This window comes from Curtobacterium sp. MCLR17_045 (genome assembly GCF_003234405.1).
Classification (GTDB): domain Bacteria; phylum Actinomycetota; class Actinomycetes; order Actinomycetales; family Microbacteriaceae; genus Curtobacterium; species Curtobacterium flaccumfaciens.
Genome location: NZ_QKTB01000008.1, coordinates 60,293 through 77,385, shown reverse-complemented (window position 1 = coordinate 77,385; position 17,093 = coordinate 60,293). Strand labels below are relative to the sequence as shown.

Annotated in this window: 14 protein-coding genes; 9 read left to right on the top strand and 5 right to left on the bottom strand. The window is 71.2% G+C overall.

All coding sequences use genetic code 11. From position 1 onward, the window contains the following. Positions 1-75: 75 nt before the first annotated feature. Together lipA and lipB are read right to left on the bottom strand one after the other, a co-directional pair. Complete coding sequence (lipA, locus tag DEJ05_RS07645; RefSeq protein ID WP_111110133.1) at positions 76-1,059, bottom strand: lipoyl synthase; 984 nt, start codon at positions 1,057-1,059, stop codon at positions 76-78. Next, positions 1,056-1,787: a lipoyl(octanoyl) transferase LipB gene (gene lipB / locus DEJ05_RS07640; RefSeq protein ID WP_111110132.1), complete on the bottom strand. Its 732-nt coding sequence runs from the start codon at positions 1,785-1,787 to the stop codon at positions 1,056-1,058. The genes lipA and lipB overlap by 4 nt, the downstream gene beginning before the upstream one ends. An 84-nt stretch (positions 1,788-1,871) precedes the next feature. Between lipB and DEJ05_RS18040 the strand changes: the two genes are divergently transcribed. Both DEJ05_RS18040 and ffh read left to right on the top strand, forming a co-directional pair. Continuing rightward, a complete protein-coding gene (locus DEJ05_RS18040; RefSeq protein ID WP_181440685.1) occupies positions 1,872-2,591 on the top strand; it encodes a hypothetical protein in 720 nt (239 codons plus the stop codon). 44 nt (positions 2,592-2,635) lie between these two features. After that, positions 2,636-4,186: a signal recognition particle protein gene (gene ffh / locus DEJ05_RS07630; RefSeq protein WP_110863968.1), complete on the top strand. Its 1,551-nt coding sequence runs from the start codon at positions 2,636-2,638 to the stop codon at positions 4,184-4,186. Between the two features lie 74 nt (positions 4,187-4,260). Here ffh and DEJ05_RS07625 read toward each other — a convergent pair whose 3' ends face one another. The 3 genes from DEJ05_RS07625 to DEJ05_RS07615 form a co-directional block, all read right to left on the bottom strand. Then, on the bottom strand, positions 4,261-5,508 hold the full coding sequence (locus tag DEJ05_RS07625) for a 26S protease regulatory subunit (RefSeq protein ID WP_111110131.1): 1,248 nt from the start codon (positions 5,506-5,508) through the stop codon (positions 4,261-4,263). Positions 5,509-5,594: 86 nt separating this feature from the next. Continuing rightward, entirely contained in the window at positions 5,595-6,698 is a 1,104-nt protein-coding gene (locus DEJ05_RS07620) for a tetratricopeptide repeat protein (RefSeq protein ID WP_146245049.1), read from the bottom strand. Positions 6,699-6,912: 214 nt separating this feature from the next. Then, the gene (locus tag DEJ05_RS07615; protein ID WP_181433023.1) at positions 6,913-8,052 is read right to left on the bottom strand and encodes a glutamate--cysteine ligase; all 1,140 of its coding nucleotides are present in this window, start codon (positions 8,050-8,052) and stop codon (positions 6,913-6,915) included. Between the two features lie 119 nt (positions 8,053-8,171). On the opposite strand from DEJ05_RS07615, the gene aroA reads away from it, so the two are divergent. The 7 genes from aroA (at position 8,172) to rimM (ending at position 17,090) form a co-directional block, all read left to right on the top strand. Further along, the gene (gene aroA / locus DEJ05_RS07610; protein WP_111110129.1) at positions 8,172-11,444 is read left to right on the top strand and encodes a 3-phosphoshikimate 1-carboxyvinyltransferase; all 3,273 of its coding nucleotides are present in this window, start codon (positions 8,172-8,174) and stop codon (positions 11,442-11,444) included. Beyond that, positions 11,441-12,619, top strand: a complete 1,179-nt coding sequence (locus DEJ05_RS07605; protein ID WP_111029152.1) for an acyl-CoA dehydrogenase family protein — start codon at positions 11,441-11,443, stop codon at positions 12,617-12,619. Before aroA ends, DEJ05_RS07605 begins: the two co-directional genes overlap by 4 nt. An 84-nt stretch (positions 12,620-12,703) precedes the next feature. Next, on the top strand, positions 12,704-13,567 hold the full coding sequence (locus tag DEJ05_RS07600) for an SDR family oxidoreductase (RefSeq protein ID WP_111110128.1): 864 nt from the start codon (positions 12,704-12,706) through the stop codon (positions 13,565-13,567). Positions 13,568-13,571: 4 nt separating this feature from the next. Beyond that, entirely contained in the window at positions 13,572-15,707 is a 2,136-nt protein-coding gene (locus tag DEJ05_RS07595; RefSeq protein WP_111110127.1) for an FAD-dependent oxidoreductase, read from the top strand. A gap of 164 nt (positions 15,708-15,871) precedes the next feature. Continuing rightward, positions 15,872-16,285, top strand: a complete 414-nt coding sequence (rpsP, locus tag DEJ05_RS07590) for a 30S ribosomal protein S16 (RefSeq protein ID WP_027465884.1) — start codon at positions 15,872-15,874, stop codon at positions 16,283-16,285. 3 nt (positions 16,286-16,288) lie between these two features. Further along, the gene (locus tag DEJ05_RS07585) at positions 16,289-16,525 is read left to right on the top strand and encodes an RNA-binding protein (protein ID WP_017888258.1); all 237 of its coding nucleotides are present in this window, start codon (positions 16,289-16,291) and stop codon (positions 16,523-16,525) included. Between the two features lie 19 nt (positions 16,526-16,544). Next, the gene (gene rimM / locus DEJ05_RS07580; protein WP_171907871.1) at positions 16,545-17,090 is read left to right on the top strand and encodes a ribosome maturation factor RimM; all 546 of its coding nucleotides are present in this window, start codon (positions 16,545-16,547) and stop codon (positions 17,088-17,090) included. Positions 17,091-17,093 lie beyond the last annotated feature (3 nt).

The window sequence follows — 17,093 nt, the reverse complement described above, 5'->3', positions numbered from 1 at the left end:
TCACCACCTGACGGACAGGAGGCGCGGTGCCAGCTGGCACCGCGCCTCCCGTCTGTCCGGGTGTCGTCCGGAGCGTCAGACGGCCTGGCGACCAGGGGTCGCGTCGAGCAGGTGGGCCAGGTGCTCGGGAACCGAGCCGCCGCGGGCCACCGTCGCCCGTGCCCACAGCCGGCCCGCCCGGTACGACGACCGGACCAGCGGTCCGGCGAGCACTCCGGCGAAGCCCATCTGCTCGGCGACCTGGCGGAGCTCGACGAACTCCTCCGGCTTGACCCAGCGCGCGACCGGCAGGTGCCGGGGCGACGGGCGGAGGTACTGCGTCAGCGTGATGATGTCCGTGCCCGCGTAGAACAGGCGCTGCAGGGCGTCCTCGATCTCGATGCGCTCTTCGCCCATGCCGAGGATCAGGTTCGACTTCGTGACCAGTCCGGCGTCGCGGCCCTGGGTGATGACGTCCAGGGAGCGTTCGAACGTGAACGCCGGCCGGATCCGCTTGAAGATCCGCGGGACGGTCTCGACGTTGTGGGCGAAGACCTCGGGACGGGCGTCGAACACCGGGCCGAGCTGGTCCGGTCGCCCGTTGAAGTCCGGCACCAGGATCTCGACGCCGGTGCCGGGGGAGTGTTCGTGGATCGCCCGGATGGTCTCGGCGTAGAGCCAGGAGCCGCCGTCGGGCAGGTCGTCGCGGGCGACGCCGGTCACGGTCGCGTACCGCAGGCCCATCTCCGCCACGGAGTCCGCGACCCGGCGGGGCTCGTCGCGGTCGAGCGGTTCCGGCTTGCCGGTGTCGATCTGGCAGAAGTCGCAGCGACGGGTGCACTGCGAGCCGCCGATCAGGAAGGTGGCCTCGCGGTCTTCCCAGCACTCGAAGATGTTCGGGCAGCCGGCCTCCTGGCAGACGGTGTGCAGCTGCTTGTCGCGCACCAGGCTCGACAGCTCGCGGAACTCCGGACCCTGCGTGGCACGGGTCTTGATCCACGCGGGCTTCGTCTCGATCGGGGTCTCGGCGTTCCGGGCCTCGACCCGGAGCATGCGGCGGCCTTCGGGGGCGAGGGTCATACGAGGGTCTCCTGTCGGGCGGGCGCAGTGCTGGTGCTCGTGCTGGTGCTGGGGGTCGTCGTGCTGATCCGGTGGCCGCTGTGCATGCCGTCGACGGCCTGTCGGACGCGCTCTGCGACCAGGGGTGCGAGGACGTCGACGGTCACGTGGGCACGCCCCACGTGCGCCGCCGCGGCGCTCAGCGTCGTGACCCCGGCGTCCGCGATGCCGCACGGGACGATCGCGGCGTAGGCGGCGAGGGCGTTGTCGCAGTTGATCGCGATGCCGTGGCTCGTCACGCCCTCGGCGACGTGCAGGCCGATGGCGCCGACCTTGGCGGCGGGGGAGCCGTCCGTGCCCTGAACCCATGCGCCGCTGCGACCCGTGACCCGTTCGGCGTGCACTCCGACGGCAGCCGCGGCGTCGATGACGACCTGCTCCAGGTCGCGCACCCAGGCGACGACGTCGAGGGGTTCGGCGAGCCGGACGATCGGGTAAGCGACCAGTTGCCCCGGCCCGTGCCAGGTGATGCGTCCGCCACGGTCGGTGTCGATGACCGGGGCGCCGTTCGTCGGCAGGTCGGACGGTTCGGTGCGGCGTCCGGCGGTGTACACGGACGGGTGCTCGCAGAGGACGAGGGCCCCGGGGGAGCGGCCGGCGACGACGTCGGCGTGCAGGTCCCGCTGCAGGGCGAGGCCGTCCGCGTAGTCGAGCAGGCCGTGGTGGCGGACGATCTCGAGTTCCGGCATGCGGCGAGCGTACGACAGTTTCTGGACGGCGTCCAACAACCGGGTGCTTGACCTCAACAATGGTTGAGATGGTCCGATGAGGACATGGACATCCGACAGGTACAGCTCGCCACCCGATCGCTCGCCGACACCGCCCGGTTCTACGAACGACTGGGGTGTCCGGTCGAGATCGTCGACGCCACGGTGCGCATCGTGGTGGGGTCGTCGCTCCTCGTGTTCCGCGAACTGCCCGAGATGACCGGAGCCCTGCACTTGGCGATGACCATCCCCACGGGGGCCTTCGACGGGGCCAAGGCCTGGATCGCCGGGCTGACGACGGTGCTCGGTACGGACGACCAGGACGAGTTCGAGGGGCCGCCGAACTGGAACTCGCGGTCGGTCTACTTCGAGGGGCCCGACGAGCAGCTGCTCGAGCTCATCGAGCGGCGGGACCTGGAGTCGGGCGCCCGGCGCGCCGGCGACGGTTCCGGCACCGGCACCGGCACCGGCACCGGGACCGGCACCGGCACCGGGACCGGCACCGGCACCGTCGTCCCGCTCGTCTCCGTCAGCGAGGTCGGCGTCCCCGTCCCCGACGTCCTCGGCGCTGTCGAGGCCCTGCGACGCGCCGGTCTCGAGCCGTACGCCAACCCGCCGGGGGAGTCCTTCGCGGCGGTCGGTGACGTGGACGGTCTCGTGATCCTGGTGTCGCCCGACCGACGCTGGTTCCCGACCGGTGACCGGAGCCCGTCGAGCGCGCCGGTGGTCATCGACGTGGGGCTCGCAGCGCCGCTCGAACTGACCGAGGGTGTCCTCCTGCGGTGAACGGGCCGGTGCCGTCGGCGGGAGCCTTGTAGAATCGACGGATCATGGCGCAATTCGGTTCACTCTCCGATCGGCTGACCGAGACCTTCCGCAATCTGCGGAGCAAGGGTCGGCTGACTCCGTCCGACGTCGACGGCACCGTCCGCGAGATCCGGCGGGCGCTCCTCGACGCCGACGTCGCGCTCGAGGTCGTCAAGGCGTTCACCGCATCGGTGCGCGAGCGTGCCCTCTCCGACGAGGTCAACCGCGCGCTCAACCCGGCGCAGCAGGTCGTCCAGATCGTCAACGAGGAACTCGTCGGCATCCTGGGCGGGCAGCAGCGACGGCTCGAGTTCGCGAAGAAGCCGCCGACGGTCATCATGCTCGCGGGTCTGCAGGGTGCCGGTAAGACCACCCTCGCGGGCAAGCTCGGCAAGTGGCTCAAGAAGGACGGCCACACCCCGATGCTCGTCGCGGCGGACCTCCAGCGTCCGAACGCCGTGCAGCAGCTGCAGGTCGTCGGCGAGCAGGCCGGCGTGCACGTCTTCGCGCCCGAGCCCGGCAACGGTGTCGGCGACCCGGTCAAGGTCGCCAAGAACGCCATCAAGGCCGCGATCGACCAGCAGTACGACACCGTCATCGTCGACACCGCCGGTCGACTCGGTGTCGACGCCGAGCTGATGAAGCAGGCCGCGAACATCCGCAAGGCCGTCGACCCGGACGAGGTCCTGTTCGTCATCGACGCGATGATCGGTCAGGACGCCGTCAACACGGCCCGTGCCTTCCAGGAAGGCGTCGACTTCACCGGTGTCGTGCTCTCCAAGCTCGACGGTGACGCACGCGGTGGTGCCGCCCTGTCGGTGGCCAGCGTGACCGGCCGCCCGATCATGTTCGCGTCGACGGGTGAGTCGCTCGACGACTTCGAGCCGTTCCACCCGGACCGCATGGCGAGCCGCATCCTCGACCTCGGCGACATCCTGTCCCTCATCGAGCAGGCGCAGGGCGCCTTCGACGAGGAAGAGGCGCGCAAGGTCGCGGACAAGATCGCGACCGACAACTTCACGCTGAACGACTTCCTGCAGCAGATGCAGCAGCTCCGCAAGGCCGGCTCCATCAAGGGCATGCTCGGCATGCTCCCCGGAGCCAAGGGCATGCGCGAGGCGCTCGACAACTTCGACGAGCGCGAGATCGTCCGCACCGAGGCGATCATCCAGTCGATGACGCCCCAGGAGCGCGAGCTCCCGAAGCTCCTGAACGGTTCGCGCCGTCTGCGCATCGCGCGCGGTGCCGGATCGACGGTCACCGAGGTCAACGCGCTGGTCAACCGCTTCGAGCAGGCCGCCAAGATGATGAAGACCGTCGCCCGCGGTGGCGTGCCGCAGATGCCGGGCATGGGGCCGATCCCGGGCATGCACGGCGGCAAGAAGCAGCAGCAGGGCGGCAAGAAGAAATCGAAGGTGGGCAACCCCGCCAAGCGCGCAGCCCTCGCGGCCGGCGCGTCGGCTGCGCCGCAGCAGGCCCCGCAGGGGTCCGGCCTCGGCCTCGGCGGCGCCAAGGGCGGCAAGGCACCGACCGAGGAAGAGCTCGCGTCGCTGCAGAAGTTCCTGGGTCGCTGACGCGGCTCGCGATCCCGACCACCTGACGGACGGCAGGCCCGGTGCCAGCTGGCACCGGGCCTCCCGTCCGTCTCTCAGCGCTTGGACTTCTTGAGGTACGCCCGCAGGTCGGCGTACGTCCCGTCGTCCTCGCCGAACAGGACGACGCTCCGCGCCGTCTCGAGCCAGGCGCTCGTGGAGGGCCGGACCTCACCCAGGGCGGCGAGCAGATCCGGCATCCCGATGAGCCGTGCAGTGCCCGTCGTGATGCTGTCCATGAGCGCGTGCTCGGCGGCGACCTCGCACACGTAGGCGATGTCCGCACCGGAGAAGCCCTCGGTCCGCTTGGCGAGCGCTGCGGCGTCGATGCCCTCGACCGGTCGGTCGCGGAGGTGCCCGCGGAAGATCGCTTCGCGTGCCGGGACGTCCGGCGGCAGGACGAGCACCGTCCGGTCCAGCCGACCCGGACGACGGAGCGCGGGGTCGACGTCCCACGGCTGGTTCGTCGCAGCCAGCACGAACACGCCCTCGTTCCCGCCGTCGACGCCGTCGAGTTCGGTGAGCAGCTGGTTCACCATCCCGCGCACGTGCGAGCTGCGGGTCTGGCTCCGTCGCTGGCCGAGCGCGTCGACCTCGTCGAAGAACACCACGCATGGAGCCGCAGCGCGTGCGGCCTCGAAGACCGCCCTGATGTTCTGCTCGCTCGCGCCGAGGTAGGGGTCGAGGACGTCGGTGATGGAGACGCTCATGAAGCGTGCGCCGAGCTCGCCGGCGACAGCCCGGGCGATGAACGTCTTCCCGCACCCCGGAGGGCCGTACAGCAGCAGACCGCCGCGGAGGCTCATGCCGTACAACGCCCGGAGCTCGGGGTTCGCGAGCGGGGCGAGGAACGCGACGGTGAGCCGCTGCTTGACGGCCTCCATCCCGCCCACGTCCGCAAACCGGACCTCCGACGGCTCGACCGAGAACGCCGACGGCAGGTCCGGGTCGGGAGCCGAGTCCTCGACGAAGGACGGTTCGACGATGTGCTCGACCTGCTGTTCCGCGGCGTGCCAGTCGAAGTCGGACGGCGCACCAGCGGCGGGAGCGTCGGTCGGCGCGTCCGCGGGGAGTGCCGTGGCGGCACCCGGGCGCAGCACCGCCAGCATGAGCGCGCTCGCCGCGGCGTCGGTCGGCGCGATGGCGAGTGCGGCTGCCGCTTCGGCGGTCGCCTCAGCCGGACGTCCGGCTTCGAGGAGCAGACGACCGAGGTGGACACGCAGTGCGACGTCGTGGGGTGCGCTGTCGACCGCGCGTCGGAGCGCGCCGATCACCGGGTCGTCGTGGACCGGGTCGTCGTTCATCGGGAGTCCTCTCGGAGCGGTCGGTTCGGTGGTGTCGCGCGACGCGGCGTCAGGCCAGGCGCAGTTCGGTCGCGAGGGCGAGCTCGTCACCCGTCGTCATCGTCGTCCTCGTGCACCGCTGGGCGGGTCCTCGGGAAGGCGCGCAGGATGCGCTTCATCAGGACGGACGCGATGACGACCCCGACGAACACGAGACCCTGCGCGACGAGCGCGGCGACCGGTGGGAGGAACAGCCCGGTCGCCGAGATCGCGGTTGCTCCACCGAGGACCAGCGTCACGAGTCCCCAACCCGGTACCGCTCGTCGAGCGACCGAGACGAGGAAGGCGAGGCGAGGCCGTGCCTCGGAGGTGAACCGGAGGGCGATGAAGGCGATCACGGCGAGGGCGGTCACCGGCGGGAAGGTGGTCGCCCAGCGCTCCATCCCCGGATCCCCGCTGTCGATCGTCGCCAGGAAGCCGAGGGCGGTGATCACTGCCGCGCCGCCGAGGGCCACCCTGATGCGGGCGAGTGGGTTGACGACGCCGATCATGAGGTTCCGCAGTGCTGTGGCGTCCGTCGGGTTCGTCGACAGGATGCCCGCGAAGGCCAGCGCGGACTCGCTCTCGTGGCCGTGCCGCAGCCGTGCCACCGCCAGGTTGTGCCGTGCCCCTCGGTCCTCCGGAGCGAGCGCGAGCCCCCGGCGGTACGCGTCCTGCGCTTCCCGTTGCCGTCCGACGGCGAGCAGGAGGTCGCCGTGCTGGCGGTGCACGAACGGTTCGGTGGGAGCCAGGCGCACGGCTTCGAAGCTCGCCCGCATCGCCTCCAAGCGGTTCTGCTCGCCGAGCCAGAGGGCATCGACTCGCGCAGCGTGCGCCTGCCACGATCCCGGATCCGCGGCGACCGAACGACGGGCGGCCTCGACGGCTCCGATCCGGTCCCCGGAGCGGAGCAGGGCGGTCGACAGCACGCGGAGGGAGGTACTGTCACCCGGCGCGAGAGCGACCGCTCGTCGAGCAGCGTCGCACGCCGCGTCTGGCTGGTCGAGCGCGAGCAGCGCCAGGGCGCGTACGCGCTGTCCGGCGATCGATTCGCCTTCGTCGTGCTCGGCCGCCCTGACCTCGGCGAGTGCCTGTTCCGGTCGACCGGCGTCGACGAGCGCGCCGGCACGGATCACCGTCGCCGGTCCGCGCTGTGCTGCCTCCCCCGCCACAGGGGAACTGTAGCGTTCGCCGTGGACTGCCGATGCCCCCAGGACGGGAGGCCCGGTGCCAGCTGGCACCGGGCCTCCCGTCCGTTCGTGGTCGCGCCGCGACGTTCCTTCCCATCGCACGCGCGATGGAAAGTGGAATCGGGCGTACCTGGTCGAAAGGAACGACCAGGTAGGCCCGATTCGACCAGGTACGCCCGATCCGGGCCGGTCGCGGCTAGAGCGCTTCGCGGAACTCCGTCACGAGGTGGCGGACGACCTCGCGCAGGTCGCCGCCGTTCTCCTGCGCGACCTGCAGCTGCCGCTGGTACGAGGCGCCGCGCTCGATCATCGTGTCGAGGTGGTGCAGTTCGTCCTGGCAGCCGAGCCGCTCGGCGATCGGGTCGAGCCGCTGCACCAGGTCGTGCACCTCGTCGGTCACGAGCCGCTCGTCGCCGGCGACGTTCGTGATGATCTCGGCCTCCATGCCGTAGCGGGCCGCGCGCCACTTGTTCTCGCGGATGAACCACGGCTGCATGGTGGGCAGGGTCTCACCGGCGTCGAGCCGGTCCGAGCAGGCGGTGACCAGGCACTGCACGAGTGCGGTGACGGCGCCGACCTCGTGCAGGGTCGAGATGCCGTCGGACACCCGGTTCTCGAGGGTGCCCCAGCCCGGCGACGGACGGATGTCCCAGCGCAGGTCCTTCACGCCGTCGATGACGCCGGTGTGCGTGAGGTCGCCGACGACCTCTTCGAAGTTCGCCCAGGCGCCGAGCTGCGGCGGGAGCCCGCCGGTCGGGAGCTGCTGGAACATGAGGGCGCGGTTCGAGGCGTACCCGGTGTCGGTGCCGCCCCAGAACGGGCTCGACGCGGTGAACGCCTGCAGGTGCGGGACGTAGGCGAGCATCGCGTTCATGATCGGGACGGCCTTGTCGCGGTCGTCGATGCCGACGTGCACGTGCACGCCCCAGATGAGCATCTGGCGTCCCCACCAGCGAGTGCGGTCGATGAGGGTCGTGTAGTGCTCGCTGTCCGGGGTGATCTCCTGCTGGTCCCACACCGCGAACGGGTGCGTGCCCGAGCACATCACCTGGGCGTCGAGCGGCTCGGCGGCGTCGATGACCTCGCCGATGATGCCGGACAGCTCGCTGGTCGCGGCCCCCACACGGTCGTGGACGCTCGAGACGACCTCGACCGTGTTGGTCAGCAGCTCCTCGGTGACGCGGTCGTGATCACCGAGCCGCTCGTGCACGGCGGCGATGACGGCGGGGGCGCGGGGAGCGAGGTCGCCGGTCGACCGGTCGACCAGGGGGAGTTCCCACTCGACGCCGATGGTCGACGGGCGGGACTCGGTGAAGCGGATGTCCATGCCGTCCATCCTGCCCGGGTCCTTGTCGGACACGCACAACGAAGCGTTGTCCCGATCGTGCGGATCGTCCTGCAACTAGTTCCACTGTGGGCGTACCGTTGAAATGTTCCTACAGGGAAGAGGTACGCATGCAGTTGGTGGTGCGCGGGACGAACGCCCCGCTCGTCGGAGAACTCGACATCCCGGTCTCGAAGTACCACGCGCACCGCGCGCTGGTGCTCGCGTCGCTCGCGAAGGGGACGAGTGTCGTCTCCGGGGTGAGCGCGACGCGACAGGTGGAGTGGACCGTGGGCACGCTCAGGGCGCTCGGCGTCGACGTCAAGCGTCGTGGGAACGCGTACCACGTGACCGGACTGGGCGGCCGGTACCAGGCCACCGATGTCGTGGACCACGGCTCGCGCGGTGCCGACGGACTGCTCAACATGGGGTCCTCGGGCACCACGCTCTACTTCATGACCGGGCTCGCCTCGTTGGCCGACCGCCCGATGACCCTGTCGGGCATGAAGTACTTCCAGCGCCGCCCGATCAAGGCGCTGCTCACCTCGCTGACGCAGATGGGGGTGGAGCTCGAGGCGACGAACGACTGCCCGCCCGTCACCGTGCAGCCGAAGCGTCCGCGCGGCGGTGACGTGACGATCGCCGGCACCCTGTCGCAGTGGGTGTCCGGGCTGCTGCTGGTGGCACCGTTCGCCGAGCACGAGACGCGGATCCACATCACCGGCGGGCGGCTCAACGAGCAGCCCTACGTCGAGCTCACCGTGCGGATGATGCGGCAGTTCGGCCTGACGGTCGAGGTCTCCGAGGACTGGCTCGAGTACCGGATCCCGGCGGGCCAGCAGGCCACCCCGCACGACTACGTCGTCCCGCCCGACATCGGCTCCGCAGCGTTCGGCATCGCGGCGGCCGGCACCCGTGAGTCGAACGTGCTGCTGCGCGGCATGACGGCCACGACGACGGCCGAGACCGACCACCCGGAGAGCGAGTTCCTGGACCTCGCGACCGCGATGGGTGTCCCGATGCGGATCGACGAGGAGACCGGCTTCGTCCGGATCGAGCACGACGGGTCGCCGCTCCGGCCGCTCGACGTCGACTGCCGTCCGATCCCGGACCTGCTGCCGGTGCTGTCGACGATGGCGACCTTCGCCGAGGGCACGAGCCGACTGTGGAACGTGGCGCACATCCGGCTGAAGGAGTCCGACCGGGTCGCGGCGATGCTCCAGCTGAACCGGATGGGCGGCCGTGCCGAGCAGGGTGCGGACGAGCTGCGGGTCACCGGTGTCGGTGCGGCCGGGTTGCACGGTGCGCCGATGTCCTCGTTCAACGACCACCGCGTGCTGATGTCCCTCGCGGTCGCGGCGTCGAGTGCCGACGGGGTGTCCGGCCTGACCTACCCGCGTGCCTACCGGATCTCCTACCCGACGTTCCTCGAGGCGATGAACTCCGTCGGGCTCGACATGTCCGTCGGTGACCGGCTCGCAGCCCAGGCGGCGCGGGACGACCGGATCGACGCCGCCGAGGCCGACGGGGTCCGCACGCACCTGGGCACGCCCCTCGAGACGTCTGCGGCGCCCGAGCCAACAGAGCAGCCGCTCGCACAGCCCACCGCGCAGCCCACCGCCCCGCAGCCCGCCGGCCCGCAGCCCGCCGGCCCGCAGCCCACCGCCCCGCAGCCCGCCGTCGCCGTGCCCGAGCTCGCCGGCGTCGACGCCGACCCCCTCGTCCTGAGCGAGCGGGTCCGTGCCCTGGCCCAGACCGACCCCGACGGCCTCGCCGTGATCGAGGTCGGCGGTGCGACGCCCGTGAACACCACGTGGAAGGAGCTGCAGGACGAGGCCGACCGGGTCTCCGCCCTGCTGCTCGAACTCGGCGTGCGCACGGGTGAATTCGTCGCGATGCAGCTGCCGAACTGGCGCGAGTTCGTGTCGATCACCCTCGGTGCGATCCAGATCGGCGCCGTCGCGACCCCGATCATGCCGGTGTTCGGTCCCCGCGAGACCACGATGACGCTGGCGCGTTCGAAGGCCCGCGTGGTCTTCCTGCCGAACGTGTTCCGGAAGCGCCGTCCCGCGCTCGAACTCCTCGACGTCATCGACGAGGCCGCCGCGCAGGACCGCCGCCTGTCGCTCGAGCACGTCATCGTGCTCCGCGCCGAGGCCCGCGGGCAGGGGGACACCCCGACGAACCAGCCGCCGCTGCCCGCCGACGCCCTGGAACGGGTCGTGGCGAGCGACTGGCACTGGCGCTACTTTGAGAACGCCCTCGCCGCCGTGCACGTCGACGTCGACGAGATCGCGTCGCACGCTCCCGGGCCGGACGACGTCTGCCAGCTGCTCTTCACCTCCGGCACCACGGGGGAGCCGAAGGGCGTGCAGCACCCGCACCGCACGCTCGGGCTCGCGACCGCCATGCACGTGGCGCAGTCCGGGCTGACCAGCGCCGACCGCATCTACATCCCGTCGCCGCTCGCCCACCAGACCGGGTTCCTGTACGGCATGCTGCTGGCGTTCCGCCTCGGTGCCCCGCAGGTCATCCAGCCGGTGTGGGACGGCCGCGTCGCACTCGAGCAGGCGTTCGGCGTCGCACGGGCGTCCTTCGTGCAGTGCGCGACGCCGTTCCTGACCGACCTCGTCGACCTGGTCGAGGCCGGTGCTCCGCAGCCCGAGTCGCTCCGGATCTTCGTGCCGACGGGCGCCGCGGTGCCCCGCGCACTGGCCCAGGGAGCGAGCACGGTGCTCGGCAGCGCCATCCTCGGCGCCTTCGGGACGAGCGAGACGTGTCTCGGAGCCCTGTCCAGCCCGAGCGACGACCCCGCCGACGCGTACGGTCACGACGGCCGGGCACTGCCGGGCATCGCGATCCGCATCGTCGACGACGCGGGGATCGAGCTGCCCGCCGGGACCGAGGGCAACTTCGAGCTGCACTCGCCGACGATGTTCGCGGGCTACCTCGACCGTCCGGACCTGACCGACGACGTGTTCACCGCGGACGGCTGGTACCGGACCGGCGACCTGGCGAAGGTCGACGAGAAGGGCTTCCTGTCGATCACCGGACGGGTGAAGGACGTCATCAACCGCGGCGGCGAGAAGATCCCCGTCGTCGAGATCGAGAACCTGCTGTACCAGCACCCGCTGGTCACGGACGTCGCGATCGTGGCGATGCCGGACGAGCGGCTCGGTGAGCGTGCCTGCGCGTGGGTCGTGAACGCCCGCGCGGACGAGCCGCTCGACTTCGCCGGGATGCAGCAGTACCTCGACACGGCCGGCGTGAGCAAGTACTACTGGCCGGAACGACTCGAGTACACCACCGAGCTGCCGCGCAACGCGGTCGGCAAGGTCCAGAAGAACATCCTGCGCGAGCAGGCGGCCGCGCTCGTCGCGACGAAGGAGAATGAGACACGATGACGATCGTCGAGCAGACGAGCACGGGCTTCGACGAAGCCGCCTTCCAGCAGCTCAAGGCCGAGGTCACCGAGTGGGTCCGCGGCCCCGGCGAGGAGTGGGCGGACGAGATCGAGCGCACCGGCCGGGTCGCCCCGGAGCTGTTCCAGGAACTCAAGGAGAACGGGTGGCTCAGCCTCGCCGCCCCGACGGAGCTCGGCGGACGGGCGATCCCGTTCTCGCGCTACCTCGAGATCATGGAGGTCGTCTCCCGCTCGCACGCCTCCATCCGCATGCTCGTGCACGTCATCAACGGCACCTGGCGCGCGATGGCTCCCTACGCGACGCCGGAGCAGATCGAGCAGGTCGTCAAGCCGTCCGTCGCGGGGGACACGCTCGTCGCGTTCACCCTGACCGAGGCCACCGCGGGCACCGGAGCGGACATCCGCACGACCGTCCGGCGCGAGGGCGACACCTACGTGATGAACGGCGAGAAGCACCTCATCACCTTCGGCGTCAAGGCCGACTACTGGCTCATCGCCGCCCGCCTCGAGGGGACGAGCGGCCAGGACGGCACGGTCGCGTTCCTCATGCCGAACAACGGGCTGCCGGGTGCCGAGGTGATCGACGACTCCGACACCATGGGCATCCGTGGCACCGACCACGCGATCCTGCGCTTCACCAACGTGCCCGTGCCGGCGAGTGCACTGCTCGGCGCCGAGGGCCAGGGTCTCGAGGTCGCGCTCGGCGGCTTCCTGCTGCCGAGCCGGGTGTCCGTCGCGATGAGCGCCGTCGGGCTCGCGGAGCGGGCGAACGAGCTCGCCGTCGAGTATGCGAACAAGCGCGAGACCTTCGGCAAGCGGCTCTCCAGCCGGCAGGCGATCCAGTTCTACCTGGCCGAGAACTACGCCGACATCGCCGCAGCACGCGCCCTGGTGCTCGAGGCCGCTCGCGCCTACGAGGACGACCGCCCCGACGCCGGCACCCTGTCCAGTGCCTCGAAGATGGTCGCCGTCGACATGCTCGCGCGCGTCACCGACAAGGCCCTGCAGGTGCACGGCGGGCAGGGCTACTGGAAGCGCAACGCCATCGAGCGCGTCTACCGCGACGCACGCGCGCAGCGCTTCGAAGAGGGCACCAACGAGATCCAGAAGCTGGTCGTCGGCCGCGCCGTCGTGACCGGCAAGGCCGGGTTCTAGACCGCACCCAACCACCGGACAGGAGGCCCGTGGCGGGCCCGCCCCGTGCCTCCCGTCCGTCTCCCACTCACCTGAAGGACCGCAGTGACCGACAGCACCAACGCACCCATCGCACTCAGCTCGCCCATCGCACTGATCACCGGCGCTTCGCGCGGCATCGGCCGCCTGCTCGCGCAGAAGCTCGGCCAGCGCGGCGTCACCGTCGTGGTGACGTACAAGGGCAACGCCGACCTGGCCGAGGAGTCCCTCGCCGACGTCAGGGCGGCCGGCGGCGACGGCATCACGGCGCAGGTCGACATCGAGCAGCCGGAGTCGATCGACGCCCTGTTCGACCTGGTGCGCGACACCTACGGACGCCTCGACATGTTCGTGGCGAACGCCGCCGCCAGCGCGTTCAAGCCCGTCGCCGACCTCAAGCTGCACCACCTCGACCGCAGCTACGCCACGAACGCCCGCTCGTTCGTGCTCGGCGCCCAGCGCGCCGCGGAACTCATGGACCGGGGCGGCCGCATCGTCGTCGTGACCTCGTACGGATCACTCCGGGCATTCCCGACCTACGCCGCACTCGGTGCCGCCAAGGCCATGAGCGAGGCGTACATGAAGTACATGGCGGTGGAGTTCGGTCCGCGTCAGATCACGGTCAACGCGGTGAACGGCGGCCTCATCGACACCGACTCGCTCGAGTACTTCTACACGAAGGTCCCCGGCCAGGCGCCGAAGGACACCGTGCTCGAGAAGCTCCCGCTGCAGCGCCCCGGGACGGCCGATGACATGGCCGACGCCGTCGACTTCCTGCTGTCGGACAAGGCCGGGTACATCACCGGGCAGGTGCTCTCGGTCGACGGCGGGCTGACGGTCATCGCACCGCCGTACTGGTCGGACACGACGTCGCCCCTCCGCGACGCGGTGCTGCCGGCCGACGCTCCGGCCGCGGACACCGCAGAATAGGCGCATGAGCAGCGTCGCTTCCGCCCCCGTCGTGCCGGAGTCCCTCCGGACCGTCGCGACACCCTGGACCCTCGGCCCCCTGCACCTGGCGAACCGGGTGGTGATGGGGTCGATGCACACCGGGCTCGAGGTACACGACGACGGTGGAGCCGGCATGGCCGCCTTCTACCGCGAACGGGCGGCCGGCGGGGCGGCGTGCATCATCACCGGCGGGATCGCGGTGAACGACGAGGCCCGCGGCGGTCCGGACTTCGCGGTGTTCGGCGTCGGGGGAGCCGACGAGCGGTTCCGGGTGGCGGTCGACGCCGTGCACGACGAGGGCGGGACGATCCTCGCGCAGCTGTTCCACGCCGGGCGGTACGCGCTCGCGTCGGGCATGGTCGACCGGCACGGCGACCCGCAGCGCGTCGTGGCGCCCTCGGCCCTGCCGTGGGGGGCCGCCCGCGGTGTGGTGCCGACCGAGCTGACGTCGGCCGAGGTCGAGCGGACCATCGAGGACTTCGCCGCCGCGGCCCGCACCGCCCGCGCGATCGGGTTCGACGGCGTCGAGATCATGGCGTCCGAGGGGTACCTGATCAACCAGTTCCAGTCACCGCTGACGAACCTGCGCGACGACGAGTGGGGCGGTGACGCGGAACGGCGTCGGCGCTTCGCGATCGAGGTCGTCCGGGCCGTGCGCGCCGCGGTGCCCGAGCTCGCCGTGACGATCCGGCTGTCCGGCGCCGACCTGATGCCCGGCTCGTCGACCGAGGACGAGGTCGACGCGCTCGTGCACGATCTGCTGCCGCTCGGACTCGACGGCATCTCGGTGGGCATCGGCTGGCACGAGTCCCGCACCCCGACCGTGCAGGCCTCGGTGCCGCACGGGGCCTGGCTGGCGTACGCGACACGGATCGCCGCGGTGGTGCGCGCGTCCCCGTACCCGGACGTCCGCGTGATCGCGTCGAACCGGATGACGGACCTGCGCGACGGCGAGGCCGTGCTCAGCGACGGACTGATCGACGCCGTCGCCCTCGCCCGGCCGTTCCTCGCCGACCCCGCCATCGTGTCGCGCTCGCTCGCGGGCGGGTTCGCCCTGGTGAACACCTGCATCGGCTGCAACCAAGCGTGCCTCGACCGTTCGATCATCGGCGCACCGGTGTCCTGCCTCGTGAACCCCCGTGCCGCCCGCGAGGTTGCCTTCCCCGCCCGCCCGACCACCGACCCGAAGCGCGTCGACGTCGTCGGTGGCGGACCGGCCGGGCTCGCCGCCGCGGTGGACGCCGCCCGCCGGGGCCACGACGTCACCGTCTGGGAGGCGTCCGACCGCCTCGGCGGCCAGTTCGGTCTCGCCGCACTCGTCCCGGGGAAGGAGGACTACGCCGCCACGGTGCGGTCCGCACGTGCCGAGCTCGCGGAGCGGGGCGCCACGATCCACCTCGGACGCCCGGCCACGGCTCGGGACCTCGTCGACAGCGACGCCGTCGTGCTCGCGGCCGGGGTGGTCCCGCGGAGCATCGATGTCCCCGGCAGCGACCTGCCGCACGTGCTGTCCTACGAGCAGGCACTCCACCAGGGGGTCCCCGAGGGCACCGTCGCGATCATCGGCGGCGGCGGCATCGGCGTGGACACCGCGGCGTTCCTGACCGAGTCGCCCGACGAGGTCGTCCGGGCCGCCGAGTTCGCGGCCCGCTGGGACCTCGACGTGTCCGAGGAGCTCGTCGGCGACGTGCCGCAGCGGCTCCCCGCGGCACGGCGCACCACCCGACCGGGGTCGCAGGTGACGGTGCTCCGGCGTTCGGGCAAGTTCGGCCAGGGGATCGGCATCACCTCGCGCTGGGTCGCGATCGGTCGGCTGCGGGACGCCGGGGTGCGGATGGTCGGCGGCGTGCAGGAGTACCTGCGCATCGAACCCGGGGTGCTCTGGATCCGCGACGAGCACGGGGACGAGGTCGGCGTCCCGGCGGACACCGTCGTGGTCTGCGCCGGGCAGGAGCGCGCGACCGACGCCGAGGGCGACGCGCCTGACGGACTCGTGACGGGCCTCCAGGCCGCCGGCGTGCCGTACGCCGTCGTCGGCGGCGCGCGTGACGCACGGAGCGTGGACGCGGTCCGGGCGACGTCCGAGGCCCTCGAAGCGGTGCGGCGGCTCGCGCCGTAGCGAGTCGGCTCGCATCACGGCCGGGAATCTGCAAGAATGAACGGTCGAATCGCCGCAGCTCGACCCTCTATCCAGCTGTGAGCGATCTCTCTCGAGCTTTCGCCGTGTGTGCCCCCACGCCCGCGGTTCCAGTTCAACCACAACGAAAGCAAACAGGAGCAATTGTGGCTGTCAAGATCCGTCTGAAGCGTCTCGGTAAGATCCGTGCGCCCTACTACCGCATCGTCGTCGCCGACTCGCGCACCAAGCGCGATGGTCGTGTCCTCGAGGAGATCGGTCAGTACCACCCGACCGAGGAGCCCTCGGTCATCAAGATCGAGTCCGAGCGTGCGCTCTACTGGCTCGGCGTCGGCGCGCAGCCGACCGAGCAGGTCGCGGCCCTCCTCAAGCTGACCGGCGACTGGGCCAAGTTCAAGGGCGAGAAGGACACCGAGTCCAAGGTCAAGGTCGCCGAGCCGAAGCCGGCCTTCCAGGTCGACTCCTCGAAGAAGGCCGTGCTCAAGCCGAAGTCGGAGAAGACGGCTCCCGCTGCCAAGGCCGACGACGCCGAGACCGCCGACGAGACGACCGAGGCGTAGTCCTTGCTCGAATCCGCGCTGACGCACCTCGTCAAGGGGATCGTCGATCACCCTGACGACGTGCGCGTCGCCAGCTCCACCTCCCCACGCGGCGAGGTCCTCGAGGTGCGCGTGCACCCCGAGGACCTCGGCCGCGTGATCGGTCGCGCCGGGCGCACCGCCAAGGCGCTCCGCACGCTCGTCACGGCCCTGGCCGACGGCAAGCGCGTGCGGGTCGACGTGGTGGACACCGATTCCTAGGGAGACGACCCAGCTCCGGGTGGGTCGAATCACGAAGGCGCACGGGCTCAAGGGCGGCATCAAGCTCGAGCTCTACACCGACGACCCGGATCGTCGGTTCACCCCGGGCGCCACCTTCACGCTCCAGGTCCCCGACGACTCACCGTGGTCGGGCAAGACCCTCGAGCTGGACGAACTCCGCTGGTACAACGGTCACCCCGTCGCGTTCTTCGCCGGGATCGACGACCGCACCGCGGCCGAGTCCCTGGCGCGCATCATCCTCTGGGTCGAGCAGGACGCCGACGCCGAGACCGGTGAGGACGACGCCTGGTACGACCACCAGCTCGTCGGGCTCAAGGTCCTGCGTGACGGCGTCGAGGTCGGCACGGTCGCCCGTGTGGACCACATGCCCGCACAGGACCTGCTCGCGATCGACACGCCGTCTCGCGGCGAGGTCCTCGTGCCGTTCGTCTCGGCCATCGTGCCGGCGGTCGACATCGCGGCCGGCACCGTCACGGTCACGCCGCCGCAGGGCCTGTTCGAGGATCCCGAGGACACCTCGCGCCCCGAGACGGTCACGGACTAGTCC

Coding starts and splice junctions, on each gene's coding strand:
- DEJ05_RS07605 (WP_111029152.1), top strand. CDS start 11,441: ATGACGATCGTCGAGCAGACGAGCACGGGCTTCGACGAAGCCGCCTTC.
- ffh (WP_110863968.1), top strand. CDS start 2,636: ATGGCGCAATTCGGTTCACTCTCCGATCGGCTGACCGAGACCTTCCGC.
- lipA (WP_111110133.1), bottom strand. CDS start 1,059: ATGACCCTCGCCCCCGAAGGCCGCCGCATGCTCCGGGTCGAGGCCCGG.
- DEJ05_RS07595 (WP_111110127.1), top strand. CDS start 13,572: ATGAGCAGCGTCGCTTCCGCCCCCGTCGTGCCGGAGTCCCTCCGGACC.
- aroA (WP_111110129.1), top strand. CDS start 8,172: ATGCAGTTGGTGGTGCGCGGGACGAACGCCCCGCTCGTCGGAGAACTC.
- DEJ05_RS07625 (WP_111110131.1), bottom strand. CDS start 5,508: ATGAACGACGACCCGGTCCACGACGACCCGGTGATCGGCGCGCTCCGA.
- DEJ05_RS07615 (WP_181433023.1), bottom strand. CDS start 8,052: ATGGACGGCATGGACATCCGCTTCACCGAGTCCCGCCCGTCGACCATC.
- lipB (WP_111110132.1), bottom strand. CDS start 1,787: ATGCCGGAACTCGAGATCGTCCGCCACCACGGCCTGCTCGACTACGCG.
- DEJ05_RS18040 (WP_181440685.1), top strand. CDS start 1,872: ATGGACATCCGACAGGTACAGCTCGCCACCCGATCGCTCGCCGACACC.